Genomic DNA, 13099 nt, shown 5'->3' with positions numbered 1-13099 from the left:
GGATGAAGACCGTCTCGCGCCTCGCCCGGACGTGCCAGGGCCTGTTCTTCTGCGCTTCGTGGATCGCCTCCGGCGCCCTGGCGCAGGAGACGAAACCCGCTACGCCCGAGAACGTCACTCCACCCGTCGTCGAGGAAAAGGAAACGGCGTATGACGCCCGGCTGGAACGGCTCGCCGAGATCCTGGGCGCGGTCCACTACCTCAGAAACCTCTGCGTGAAGGAGGGCGAGGACGCCTGGCGCCGGTCGATGGAGCGCCTCATCGAACTCGAGACTCACGAGCAGCCGAAGCGGAAGGAAAGGCTCACGGCCTCGTTCAACCGTGGATATCGGTCGTTTGCATCCGTCTATACCACTTGCACGCGACCGGCCGTTGTCGCAGAAGAGAAATACCGTAACGAAGGTGCAACACTTGCCTCAGAAATTACTGCCAGATTCGGAAATTAGCGAATAATTAACCTGTTTTCGCCGGACCCCGTGTCGTTTTGGGAAAAGGCTGCTAAGGTCGTTAACAGACTGGTAAAGAACTGAATGCCGCGCATGGATCGTATAATGGAACCGAGCCTCAACGATATCGACGACATGATCGTTCACGAGAAGATGCAGGCTGCACTCGAGCATCAGAACGAAGCCTGGGCGGACGGCATGGCAGACGGGATAGAGCCGGAGATCATTGCCGATGCGGCGATCGCGCTGGCTATGCGGGAAACGATCCGCATGCACGGCGAGGATGGTGCGGAAGCGATGCTCAATTCGCTTCGCGAACGCATGCTTGCAGGTGAGTTTTCTCCCGAACGGACCCTGCAATAGACTGGAAAGACCCGGCTCATGCACAGGTCATCTAACCGCAGACGGCTGGTCAGCAGCAGCGCATTGTCTATCGCCGCGCTCCTTACCCTTTCCATTACCGCCTTTCCCCACACCGCCTTCGCGCTCAGCGAGCTGAAGCAGATCCCGGGCCAGTCGACCGGCGACTCGAGCAAGGACGAGCCCGCGCAGAAGGACGACGATTCTGACCCGCTTCAGCTTCCGATGCCGGATCCGCTGGTGCGCAACGGCGATTCGGCCGAGACGCAGCCAACCACCGATATCGAAGAGGATTCCGACGAGCCGGACGTCCCGGTCGAAGTCCTCTACGACATAAACAAGGCGCCGGAACCGGTGCGCCGCATGCGCGAACTCATCGTCGAGGCGGCTGCATCGGGCGACATCGAGCGGATTCGCCCCCTGCTCGGCAAGGGACCGACCCAGACCCAGGTCAGCGTGGTCGAGACGACCGACGAGCCGGTCGAGACGCTGAAGGGCTTGTCCGGAGACACGGAAGGCAACGAGATCCTCGCGATCCTCCTCGACGTGCTTGCGACCGGATTCGTGCGAGTCGATGCCGGCACGCCGAACGAGATGTATGTCTGGCCTTACTTCGCCGAGAAGGCGCTCGGCTCGCTTTCGCCGCCCGAAAAGGTGGAACTGCTGCGGATCGTTACCGCCGGTGACTACGCTGACATGCAGGAATTCGGGAGCTACAATTTCTACCGCATCGGCATCACGCCGGATGGCCAGTGGAAATTCTTCGTGGCAGGCGATTAGCACAGTCGGCCGCTTGCGAAAGGGCTGGCGGCGTTCTACCTGTGATCCCATCTTCGGACTGAATGACACGCCGGCTCGTACACCGTTCGGGCGGCGCAATCCCCGGATGGAACAATGCCCTCTGTGACCCTGACAGGCCGCGCCTTCCTCACCGTTTCCGGCAAGGATGCCGAAGACTTTCTCCAGGCGCTGATCACCACCGACCTTCCCGGAATGGCGGCATCCGAGATACGTCCCGGCGCGCTGCTGACGCCGCAGGGGAAAATTCTGTTCGACTTCCTGATCGTGCGCGAGGGCGACGGCTTTCTCCTCGAGACCAGTGCGGATCAGCGCGACGGCCTCATCAAGAGGCTTTCCATGTACAAGCTCAGGGCAGCCGTCGAGATTGCTGCGAGCGACGTATCGGAGGCGGCGGTCAGCTGGGGTGAAGCGGCGCCGGCCGAAGGCGCCGAGGACAGCCGTTTCGCGAAGGCCGGGATCCAGGTCCGGCGCCGGCCCGGCGCTGGCGGCAGTGATCCGGCCGGCGAATACGACGCCCTCAGGATTGCGTGCGGCATCCCGGAATCCGGTCGGGATTTCGACCTTTCCGATGCCTTTCCGCATGACGTCCTGCTCGACCTGACCGGCGGACTTTCGTTTCGCAAGGGCTGCTATGTCGGCCAGGAGGTGATCTCGCGCATGCACCACCGCGGAACGGCGCGCAAACGCCCGGTCATCGTGGCAGGAGCTGGCGTTCTTCCGCCAACGGGCACGGAACTTCTCGCCGGGGGCAAACCCCTCGGCGCACTTGGAACGGTCGTCGGCGACAAGGCCCTTGCGATCGTTCGCATAGACCGGGTTGCGGATGCGCTGGCCGCCGGATCGGAGATCACCGCGGACGGAGTGCCGGCGATCGTCATGCTGCCGGAATGGTCCGGGCTGTCGTTCCCACAGGACGCAAGCGAGGTCCCGGGCTCATGAGCAGCGAGACGCGCGTCCGCAAGGAACCTCGCGCCTGGCAGCGGATGCTGTCCGGCAGGCGGCTGGACCTGCTCGACCCCTCACCTCTCGACGTCGAGTTGACCGATATTGCCCACGGTCTTGCGCGCGTGGCCCGCTGGAACGGCCAGACACGCGGTGACCATGCCTTTTCCGTCGCGCAGCACTGTCTCGTCGTGGAGGAAATCTTCCAGCGCCTCAATCGCTGCGGTCCCGACGAGCGGCTGTTCGCGCTGCTGCACGACGCGCCGGAATATGTGATCGGAGACATGATCTCCCCCTTCAAGGCGGTCGTCGGCGGCGGCTACAAGACGGTGGAGAAGCGCCTCGAAGCCGCCATCCACCTTCGCTTCGGCCTGCCTTCGAGCATGCCGCGCACGCTCAAGGACAAGATCAAGAAGGCCGACCAGATCGCCGCCTTCTTCGAGGCGACGGAACTCGCAGGCTTTTCGCGCCCCGAGGCGATCCGCTTCTTCGGCGAACCCCGCGGCATCACGCTCGACATGATAGAAATCGATCCGGTGCCGGCGGTGGAGGCCCAGCGCAGGTTTGCCGAACGCTTTGCGGATCTGGAGGCGGAACGCAAACGGACTGCCGCGAGGGCCTGACCATGGACGCCACACCACTCACTGGAACGATCGTCGTCGCACCTCTGACAAAGATTGCGGAAATGGCCGTGCGCCACCGCTGTCGGGAAATGCTGAGCCTCGTTGCACCGAAGCAGGGGTTCCATCGTCCCGGCGTCATCGATGCCAAGCGGCACCTGACGCTCGGCATGAACGACATCACCTTCGGTGGGACGGGCAATCTGGTGGCGCCCCAGGAAGAGCACGTCGAGATGATCATCGCCTTCGCGCGCGCATGGGACCGGACCGCCCCCCTGCTCGTCCATTGCATGATGGGCGTCTCCCGTTCGCCGGCCGCCGCCCTCATCGTCGCGCTCGCGGTTGCGCCGGACCAGGACGACGGGGAACTTGCGCTGCGGTTGCGCGCCGCTTCCGCCCAGGCGACGCCGAATGCGCGGCTGGTGGCGATCGGCGATTCCCTGCTGGCGCGAAACGGACGGCTGGTTGCTGCCGTCAACGCGATCGGTCGCGGTTCCGACTATGTCGGGGACAGCCCCTTCAGCCTTCCAGCGACCTGAGAGGCTGCCGTTGACCGCCGAACCCACGCGCGCTCCCGTCGAAATCGGCCTCAATGCCGCGGTCGTCGCCATCTCCGACCGTCAGCCCCGCATTCTCGTGGTGGCGAGCAAGGACGGCGAAAGGGATGCGCTGCCCTTCGGGCCATTCAACGCCCACCAGCACCGGACCTTCGAGACCAGCCTCAGGGCGAGCGTCGAACAGCAGACCGCGCTGAAGCTCGGCTACATCGAGCAGCTCTACACGTTCGGCGACCGGGGACGGCAGAAGCTGCCGAAAGAAGCAGGCACCCACATGGTTTCCGTCGGCTACCTCGCGCTGACGAGGACGGACGCGGAGGCGAACGAACAGCTCGCCGAAGCCGGTGCCTGCTGGCGCGACTGGTATGCCTATCTTCCCTGGGAGGATTGGCGGCAGGGACGCCCCGCCGTGATCGACCAGTTGATCATACCCGGCCTTTCCGCCTGGGCGCGTGAGGCGCAACTCGACGAACGCCTTCCGGCGCGACGCACACGCTTGCGGCTCGCCTTCGGACTGGACGATTTCCCCTGGGACGAAGAGCGGGTGCTCGAACGCTACGAACTGCTCTACGAGGCAGGTCTTGCGGCGGAAGCGGTCACCGACGGGTGGGCTCCCGCGGGAAAGCCGGGGCCTGGCGTCGCAATGCGTCACGACCACCGGCGCATTGTTGCGACCGCCATGGCGCGACTGCGGGGCAAGATCAAATACCGGCCGGTCATCTTCGAGATGATGGCGCCAGAGTTCACGCTGACCGAGCTTCAGGCGACCGTGGAGGCAATCTCCGGCCGCCATCTGCACAAGCAGAATTTCCGCCGGCTCGTGGAAGGCGCTGAACTGGTGGAACCGACAGGCGGCTCCACCTCCGCGACCGGTGGAAGGCCTGCGGCCCTCTTCCGCTTCCGCCGGCAGATTCTCGACGAGCGCCCCGCACCGGGACTGAAACTCGGCGGCCGTTGACGCTTCCCGGAGGCAGGCTCTACTTGATCACCGCGCATGCCAGCCGGTCGCCCGCGCCACCCGAGGGCCCGGTCCGGTAGTCGTCGAATCCGGCGTGAACGACCAGCGCCCGGCCGCGGACGCCAAGGTCTTTGTCATCCAGCTGGACCGCGCCGTTGAATATCTGCGCGCGCAGCACGCCGTCATCGCCGACATACTGGTTGGGCATGTCACCCGCATGCGGGCCGTTGGCGGCGAGAAATCCATGCTCCTTGGAGCCGGGGTTGAAATGGCCGCCGGCAGACTCGTGTCCGGTCGTCGGGTCGCACGCGCCGTGCTCGTGGATATGAACCGCCACCCATTTGCGCACCGGCATGCCGGTGATCTCGATCTCGAACAGGACACCATCGCGTCCCGAACTCAGCGTCGCCCGTCCCGCCTCCGTCCCCGAGCGCCCGAGGAATTCGGCTGTGGCGCTTTCCGACTGCTGCTGGGCGACTGCCGGAGAAAGCGTGCAAGCCAATGCGGCCGCGGTAAAAATCACAGTTGTTCTGAGCATAAAACATCCTTCCCTGCGGTTGTTGCAAGGCGCAACGCATGGGCGCGCGGGGTGTTCCGGAGGAATTCCCCGCGACTAGTCCCCTCACGGCAAACCGGCGATCGAGCGGATCATGGCTCCAGGCGCTGCGGGGACGCCTCTCTATTACGCCAGGGCGATGTCGAGACCGATATCGAGCGTCGGCGCCGCCATGGTGATCTTGGAGGTGGAGATGTAGTCCACCCCTGTCTCGGCGATGGCGCGCACCGTGGAGATGTTGACGTTGCCGGATGCCTCCAGCTTCACGCGGCGCACGTCGACGGCATAGGTCTCCTCGGTGAGCCCGGCACAGTCCCTGTTGATCTCCACCGCACGGCGCAGGATCTCCGGGCCCATGTTGTCGAGAAGGATCACGTCTGGCACTGCCTCGAGGGCTTCCTCGAGTTCCTCGAGCGTGGAAACCTCCACCTCCACCTTCACCAGATGCCCTGCAAAGGCGCGGGCGGCGGCAATGGCACCGGCGACGCCACCCGAAACGGCGATGTGGTTGTCCTTGATCAGGATCGCATCGTCGAGGCCATAGCGGTGGGAGGAGCCGCCGCCCATCCGCACGGCGTATTTCTCAAGAGCCCTCAGGCCCGGCAGCGTCTTGCGGGTGCAACACACCTTGGCGGAGGTGTGCGCGATTTCGGCTGCGAAACGGGCGGTATAGGACGCGACGCCAGAGAGGTGCATCAGGAAGTTCAGGGCAACTCGTTCGGCCGACAGAATGGCGCGCGCCGGACCCGACACGCGGGCAATCATTGCGCCCGGCGAAACCTTGTCCCCATCACGCACGAAGGCCTCGAACCGGATGGTCGGATCCATGAGCCGGAAAGCCGCCCGTGCCAGCTCGATCCCGGCGACGACACCGTCCTCGCGCGAGTTCAGCTCGGCCGTCGCCACCATGTCAGGGGAGATCGTCGCCTGGCTGGTGATGTCGCCAGCCCGGCCGAGATCCTCGGAAAGTGCCGCGCGAACCTGGTCCTCCACCATCAGCGGTGAAAGGACAGGGAGAAAGGTGGGGGTCGTCATGGAACTCAGCCTCTGGGGTTGTCTTGTCGTTCTTGCGCCATCTTGGGCCCGACCGCACGCGAAAAATGCTCGCGATCGTCCTCCGCGGCGCAGAAGAGGTCATCGGCATGCCGTTCGTTCATGGCATCGCCGATGGGCGCTCTTCGTCGGTCGCAGCCGCGGACCGGGGCATGATCAGGCAGCCTCTGTCTCGGCGAGCTCCGCAACGACCCTGTCGGCGTCAGCAAGCGTCAGGAAGGAGCGGCGCTTCCAGGCGGCGCGCTGTTCGGGGCAATCGGAGCGGAAATGACCGCCACGGCTTTCTTCCCGCAGAAGCGCACCGACCGCAATCAGCTTGGCAGTGGTGAGGATATTGAGGAAGCGCATGCGGGTGTTTTCGCGTTCGAGAACGGCGATCTCGCGAATGGCGGAAACCAGTCCGGTACGGTTGCGGATGACGCCGACATGTTCGCTCATGATGCGACGAAGCCTCGCGAGAGCGGGGCTGTCTTCCACGGTCACGAGATCATCGCTCTCGTCTGCGTTCTTGCCCCAGTCGCTGATCTTCGGCTCGGGCAGGAAGCCCTTGATGTTTTCGGCGATACGCGCGGCGAAGACGACGGCCTCCAGCAGCGAGTTGGAGGCGAGACGGTTGGCGCCGTGCACCCCGGTGGAGGTGACTTCACCGGCCGCCCACAGTCCGTCGATGGAGGTGCGTCCCTCCGCATCGGTCAGGATGCCGCCCATGTGGTAGTGAACCGCCGGAACGACAGGTATCGGCTGTTCAACGGGATCGATGCCGGCCGCCTTGCAGGAGGCGTAGACCGTCGGGAACATCTCCGGAAAATGCCGGCCGACCGCTTTCGTGCAGTCGAGAAAGGCACCGCGTCCGGCCTGCACCTCGGCAAACACGCCGCGGGATACGATGTCGCGCGGGGCAAGTTCGGCGTCCGGATGGATATCGAGCATGAAGCGCCTGCCGGCGGCGTTGACGAGATGCGCCCCGTCGCCGCGGAGCGCCTCGGTCGCGAGCGGCGCAGGGTCGCGGCCGATGTTGATCGCGGTCGGGTGAAACTGGACGAATTCAGGGTCCGCGATGATGGCGCCCGCACGCGCCGCCATACCGACGCCCTGGCCGCAGGCCTCCCAGGGGTTCGTCGTGACCGCATAGAGGTGCCCGACGCCGCCGGAGCACAGGACAACGGCGCGCGCCGGAAAATGCACGCGTTTCTTGGACTGTCCGGCGTCCGGCCTTGCGATGACGCCGGAGACGAAGCGGCCTTCGCGCACCAGTTCCTCGACCACATAGCCTTCGAGGACGCGGATGGACGGCGTCTTGCGCACGGCCGCGATCAACGCCTCCATGATCGCCTTGCCGGCCATGTCGCCCTTCACGCGTACGATCCGGCGTTCGGAATGCGCCGCCTCGCGCGACAGCACAAGCCGGCCCTCGAGATCGCGGTCGAAAGGCACGCCGTAGTCGAGGAGGTCGTGGATCCGGGCGGGTCCCTCGACGACCATCGAACGGGCCATCTTTTCGTCGACGATGCCTGCACCGGCCTCGAGCGTATCCGCCACATGCTTTTCGAACGTGTCGCCCGGGCTCATCGCTGCGGCGATCCCACCCTGGGCCCAGGCGGAGGATGCGCCCTGCCCGATCGGCGCGGCCGCCAGGATGGTCACCGGGCGGGGGCTGAGCTTCAGCGCGCAGAACAGGCCGGCAAGTCCGCCGCCGACGATGACGATGTCGTCGATGGCATCCCAGGACAGCGGGCGGAAACTATCGTTTGGCATTCAACTCTCCTCCGGCACCGGCTCTTCCCCTCAAGGGAAGGGTGGCCCTAAGGCCCAGGAAGGGTTCACGGCGCAACTCCCTTCCCCGACACCTCCCTCAAACGGAAGGGCCAGCCTCCTACTGCTTCAAGTTCACCATCCGCTCCACGGCGAGGCGGGCGCGGCCGGCGATCGCCGGATCGACCAGAACCTCCTCCGTCATGTTGACCAGGCTGTCGAGGATCTTCGGCAGCGTGATGCGTTTCATGTGCGGACAGAGATTGCACGGCTTGATGAAATCGACGCCCTTCACCTCGGCCTGGATGTTGGACGCCATGGAGCATTCGGTGACGAGAAGCACGCGCGGCGGGCGTCTGTCCTTGACGTAGTTGATCATGCCGGCAGTGGAGCCGGAGAAGTCGCAGACGGCGATCACGTCCGGATGGCACTCGGGATGGCCGATGATCTCGATCGACGGGTCTGCTTCCTTGTAGGCAAGGAGCTCGGCGGCCGTGAAGCGTTCGTGGACCTCGCAGTGGCCTTTCCAGGTCAGGATCTTCTTGTTCGTCTGGCGGGCGACGTTCATCGCCAGATATTCGTCCGGGATGCAGAGCACCGTGTCGCTCTCGAGGCTTTCGACGACGGCAAGCACATTGGACGAGGTGCAGCAGATGTCGGTCTCGGCCTTCACGTCGGCGGACGTGTTGACGTAGGTGACGACAGGCACGCCCGGATAGCGCTGCTTCAGCAGCCGCACGTCGGCGCCGGTGATCGATTCCGACAGCGAGCATCCTGCCTTCGCATCGGGGATCAGCACGGTCTTTTCAGGATTGAGCAGCTTCGACGTTTCCGCCATGAAATGCACGCCGCACTGGATGATGATCTCAGCGTCCACCTTGGTGGCATCCCGCGCCAGCTGAAGCGAATCGCCGACGATGTCGGCTACGCAATGGAAGATCTCGGGCGTCTGGTAGTTGTGCGCCAGGATGACCGCGCCGCGCTCTTTCTTCAGCCGGTTGATCGCATGCACATAGGGCGCATAGACGGGCCACTCGATGGCGGGAATGAACTGGCTGACACGCTCGTAGAGATGCTCCGTCTCGCGCGCCACCTCGGGCGTATAGGTGAGGTCCGGCATGTCGAGAACGCCGAAACGCTCGGCGGCTGTCGGGGGATGGGCGATCTCTGCCTTTTCCTTCGAGCGAGCCAGAGTGGACATGGGACCCTCCTTCCGCCCGATCCGGGCGGCACTTGAATTATGCTCATTGTGAGCATAATGGCTGCAAAACAAAACCGGCGATGCCGGTACGGCTGATTTAGAAAGATTTGTGACACATTGCAAGGATCGCACTCCCCGTTTTTTTTCGGGGAGCGCCTGATCTGGCGGGTCATGCGGCAGCAGGCCGCACCACGCTTCGCTCCTGTATCGGCCAATGTACGACGGCGGCAAACACGCCAAGGGCAGCACCCAGCCACCAGACCGGATCGTAGGTGCCGAAGTGGTCGTACAGGTAGCCTCCCATCCACACGCCCAGGAATGAACCGACCTGGTGCGACAGGAAGACAATGCCCCCGAGGAGCCCGAGATGCCGGGTTCCGAACATGATCGCGACCAGCCCGTTCGTCGGCGGCACGGTGGAAAGCCACAGCAGGCCCATGACGATCGCAAAGACGATGACCGTCGTCGGCGTCGCCGGCACGAGCAGAAAGGCCGCCACCGCAACAGAGCGCGCCAGATAGATCAGCGCGAGGAAATAGGGCTTCGAGTAGTGCTGGCCGATGACGCCCGCGGCAAGCGAACCGATGATGTTGAAGAAGCCGATCAGTGCCAGCGCGATCACCGCATAGCGCGCATCGATGCCTATATCGCCGATATAGGCAGGGAAATGCGCCGTGATGAAAGCCACCTGATAGCCACAGACGAAGAAGCCGGAGACAAGCAGCAGGTAGCTCTTGTGACCGAGGGCCTCTTTCAATGCCTCACCGACGGTCTGTTTGAAGGCGGCTTCAGCCTGCCGTCCCGACGACGAATTGCCGCGCAGCGGAATGGCGAAAACCGGCACCACCAGCATCATCAGCCCCAGATAGACGAGGCCGTCGGACCAGCCGTAGGCGGAGATCAGGCCCTGGCTCAATGGGGCGAACAGGAACATGCCCGCGGAGCCCGCGGCCGTACCAAGGCCAAAGGCCATCGAACGCTGTTCCGGGCTCACGTTCCGGGCAAAGGAAGAGAGGATGATACCGAAGGAACCGGCACCGACGCCAAGGCCCACAAGCACGCCCCCGCCGATGTAGAGCCAGGCCGGCGATGAGCCGAGCGACATGAGGAACAGACCGGTAGAGTAGATGATGCCGGACATGGCAAGAACGCGCCAGGTTCCGAACTTGTCAGCGATTGCGCCGAAGAAGGGCTGGCTCAAACCCCAGCAAAGGTTTTGCAATGCCATCGCCAGTCCGAAGGTGGTCCGGTCCCAACCGGTATCCTGCAGCATAGGCAACTGGAAGAACCCCATGGCCGACCGGGGGCCGAAGGTCAGCATGGCAATGATCGAACCGGCAGCGATGATCGTCCACGGCATGGACGGGCTCGAGGCAGACCTCTGGGATAGGGACGATGGCACGGACATTGACTTCCTCCGGGGATTCGAAGCGCCAAAATACGTGCGGTCACGCATTTCAAAAAGTGAATTAAATTGACCGCGCGATCAACGGCACTGATGGCACCCGGCTGCCGTTCAGGCCCTCACCTTCATCGGCCAGCGTTCACCACGAACCCCATGCACGGCGACCGCATCGCCGAGGTTGATCACGCCGGTGCCGCGCGGCACGGCGTTCCAGCCGAAGAGCACACCGGGCACGCGGCGATCGGCCGACATGCGCTTTTCCGCCAGGCCCTGGATCGGATTGCCGCCGATGCGATCGCCAGTCACCTGGTCCTGGGTCGTCATGATGCAGCGCGCGCAGGGCTTCACAAGATCAAAGACGATGCCGTTGATTTCGATTGCCGGCCAGAAATCCTCTGCCCAGGGCTCGTCGCACTCCACGAGAATGTTCGTGCGGAAACGGTCCATGCCGACGGGTTCCTGGCCCTTGGCGACAAGTGTGCGGTTCAGGTCGGCGAGCGAGCCGGTGGTGGTGACGAGGATGGGAAATCCATCGGCGAAGCCGACGTCAGCCGCTTCGCCCGCCCAATCGGCCCCGACCGACCGTCGTGCTTGCGCGTCCATGTGCACCAGCCTGACGGGTTGTCCGAACCACTCGGAAAGCGTCGCGCTCACGTCCTCGCCGGCAACGGCGGCACTGACGGCGCTGTCCCAGACGGTAACGTCCATCCGCGCGGACGGATCGAAGGTCGCCGTCAACTCGCGTCCCTCCATGGCAAGACGAATGCCGTTCTCGACCTCGCGGGCTTCGACCCGGGCAAGCAGTTGGAGCTCCCTCTGCGTTATGAACCGACTATCCGGCTGGACCACCATGAAGCGGCGATCGCCACGAAATCCGTCGAGCCGGACCTCGGCCTGCGGGACCGCAATGGCGCGGCCGCTTTTCAGGGGATGGATGTTGAGACCGGATACGGTCAGTGCGTTCGAGGCCATGCTGTTCATCCGGGACGAGAGGAGTGTTGGGCGGAAGAGATTACCTTTTCTCTACCGGATAATTCATGCAACCGGAACCGGGCAAATCGCTCGAAGGTCAGTGGATCCGCTGCGTGTCCGCCGGCAGGCGCGAGAGATCTATGCGGTCGTCCGCAGGACGGATCGCGCGTCGTTTCCGCCAGAGCGAGACGAGCATGCGGCGCGACGGTGTCTCGATCACGTGGTAGCTCACCCACGCCGCGAGGAAGGCGTTTGCAGTCGCGAGCACCAACAGAAGAGGTTCGGGCAACAGACCGGAAAACGTCTCTCTGGTGAGGAACATGACCGGCACATGGAACAGGTAGAGCGAGAAGCTGACGGCACCGGCAAAGCGAAGCGGTCGGGAGGACAGCAGCCATGCGGAGGCCGGATGCTCGCGGGCGGCGAGCGATACGACGAGGGCGGCGGCCAAAGCCGACGGCAGACCCCAGGGATTGACCGCCGCGTCCGGAAAGAGCTGCCTGTAGGTGAAGAGAAACGCAAAAAGCACGATAGCCAGAACGCCTGTCCAGGCGGGTCGCGGCGCCTCGCGCCAGGCGAGGTGAAGCCGGCCGGCCACCACACCGAGAAGGAAGTAGGGCAGCTTGGACGGGATAAGAATTCCCGGCCCCGGGAAGCCAAGCAAGGCATCGACGGCAAGGAAGGCGGCAATCGCGATCGCGATTCCCTGGTGGCGCAAGGGATTCGACAGCACAAGCCAGATCACAGGAAAGAGAAGGTAGAACTGTATCTCGGGAGGCACCGACCAGAGCACGCCGCTCGAGCCGAGCATCATCACGTGGCGCACGATTTCGGTCAGTCCGGAAATGGGATGGATGTAGCCGAGACCGGGAACGGCGGAGAGCAGGACGCCGAGGCAGACCGCGACGAAGTAGACGGGATAGATCCGCGCGAACCGACTCACCAGGAAATCCTGCGCAGCCGCACGCGTCAGGGGACGAGTGCCATAGAGATAGGCCATCAGGAAGCCGCTGAGGGCGAAGAAGACCGCAACTGCCTCGCTGCCGATATCCGTGAAGGGCAAAGGTCCAAGCGACGGAAAGATGAGGTGGACATGTGACACGAGAACCAGCGACGCGGCTATGCCGCGCAGGCCATCAAGGCTTGTGATGTGACGCGTCTCGTCCATACCCCTGCCATCCGACCGGCCACGATGCATGCAAGGCCGTCCGAGCGGTCTAGCAGCACGTCTTTAAGGTGTCGTTAAAGGCTGTCCGACAACCGCCCGGTCGACCGACGCAACCCAGTAGAAACGGGCAGCGTCAAGGCATGCCACCGTCGCGCCCCAGGCTTCACCGATCCCATCGGATTCGCCAGTTGCAAAGCCTGGCCCAGTGCAGTGGAACCTCGGACCTCCTGGCGCGTTGAGCGGCAGTGTCAGGAGGACCGTGCCATGAAATTCGCAATAGAGTTGTCGGTGCTTGCCTGCATCGTGAT

14 protein-coding genes are annotated in these 13099 nt (G+C 64.0%); 7 read left to right on the top strand and 7 right to left on the bottom strand.

Going from position 1 to position 13099, the window contains the following annotated elements; all coding sequences use genetic code 11:
- Positions 1–2: 2 nt before the first annotated feature.
- The 7 genes from F3Y30_RS10015 (at position 3) to F3Y30_RS09985 (ending at position 4684) form a co-directional block, all read left to right on the top strand.
- Complete coding sequence (locus tag F3Y30_RS10015) at positions 3–446, top strand: TIGR02301 family protein (RefSeq protein WP_203426290.1); 444 nt, start codon at positions 3–5, stop codon at positions 444–446.
- A gap of 93 nt (positions 447–539) precedes the next feature.
- On the top strand, positions 540–809 hold the full coding sequence (locus tag F3Y30_RS10010) for a hypothetical protein (protein WP_203426288.1): 270 nt from the start codon (positions 540–542) through the stop codon (positions 807–809).
- A gap of 18 nt (positions 810–827) precedes the next feature.
- Entirely contained in the window at positions 828–1586 is a 759-nt protein-coding gene (locus tag F3Y30_RS10005; protein ID WP_246752929.1) for a hypothetical protein, read from the top strand.
- A gap of 114 nt (positions 1587–1700) precedes the next feature.
- Positions 1701–2546 (top strand): folate-binding protein YgfZ, encoded by an 846-nt coding sequence (locus F3Y30_RS10000; protein WP_203426286.1) that lies wholly within the window; start codon positions 1701–1703, stop codon positions 2544–2546.
- Positions 2543–3172, top strand: coding sequence for an HD family hydrolase (locus F3Y30_RS09995; protein ID WP_203426284.1), 630 nt, complete (start codon positions 2543–2545; stop codon positions 3170–3172). Before F3Y30_RS10000 ends, F3Y30_RS09995 begins: the two co-directional genes overlap by 4 nt.
- Positions 3173–3174: 2 nt before the next feature.
- Positions 3175–3708 (top strand): tyrosine phosphatase family protein, encoded by a 534-nt coding sequence (locus F3Y30_RS09990; protein ID WP_203426282.1) that lies wholly within the window; start codon positions 3175–3177, stop codon positions 3706–3708.
- 10 nt (positions 3709–3718) lie between these two features.
- Positions 3719–4684 carry an NAD regulator gene (locus F3Y30_RS09985; protein ID WP_203426281.1) on the top strand — a complete coding sequence of 322 codons (966 nt, stop codon included), beginning with the start codon at positions 3719–3721 and terminating at the stop codon, positions 4682–4684.
- Between the two features lie 19 nt (positions 4685–4703).
- Here the strand turns inward: F3Y30_RS09985 and F3Y30_RS09980 are convergent, their stop codons facing one another.
- From F3Y30_RS09980 to F3Y30_RS09950, 7 genes are all read right to left on the bottom strand, one after another.
- Positions 4704–5222, bottom strand: a complete 519-nt coding sequence (locus F3Y30_RS09980; protein WP_203426279.1) for a superoxide dismutase family protein — start codon at positions 5220–5222, stop codon at positions 4704–4706.
- Between the two features lie 144 nt (positions 5223–5366).
- Positions 5367–6275: a carboxylating nicotinate-nucleotide diphosphorylase gene (nadC, locus tag F3Y30_RS09975; RefSeq protein WP_203426277.1), complete on the bottom strand. Its 909-nt coding sequence runs from the start codon at positions 6273–6275 to the stop codon at positions 5367–5369.
- A gap of 174 nt (positions 6276–6449) precedes the next feature.
- Positions 6450–8048 (bottom strand): L-aspartate oxidase, encoded by a 1599-nt coding sequence (locus tag F3Y30_RS09970; RefSeq protein ID WP_203426273.1) that lies wholly within the window; start codon positions 8046–8048, stop codon positions 6450–6452.
- Positions 8049–8166: 118 nt separating this feature from the next.
- Positions 8167–9246, bottom strand: a complete 1080-nt coding sequence (gene nadA / locus F3Y30_RS09965; RefSeq protein WP_203426272.1) for a quinolinate synthase NadA — start codon at positions 9244–9246, stop codon at positions 8167–8169.
- A 169-nt stretch (positions 9247–9415) separates the two neighbouring features.
- On the bottom strand, positions 9416–10654 hold the full coding sequence (locus F3Y30_RS09960; RefSeq protein ID WP_203426271.1) for an MFS transporter: 1239 nt from the start codon (positions 10652–10654) through the stop codon (positions 9416–9418).
- A gap of 108 nt (positions 10655–10762) precedes the next feature.
- Positions 10763–11608 (bottom strand): MOSC domain-containing protein, encoded by an 846-nt coding sequence (locus F3Y30_RS09955; RefSeq protein WP_203426554.1) that lies wholly within the window; start codon positions 11606–11608, stop codon positions 10763–10765.
- Between the two features lie 112 nt (positions 11609–11720).
- Complete coding sequence (locus F3Y30_RS09950) at positions 11721–12791, bottom strand: acyltransferase (protein ID WP_203426270.1); 1071 nt, start codon at positions 12789–12791, stop codon at positions 11721–11723.
- Positions 12792–13099 lie beyond the last annotated feature (308 nt).

The sequence above is a fragment of the Sinorhizobium sp. BG8 genome, assembly GCF_016864555.1.
Classification (GTDB): Bacteria; Pseudomonadota; Alphaproteobacteria; order Rhizobiales; family Rhizobiaceae; genus BG8.
This window is presented reverse-complemented; position numbering and strand designations above follow the sequence as displayed.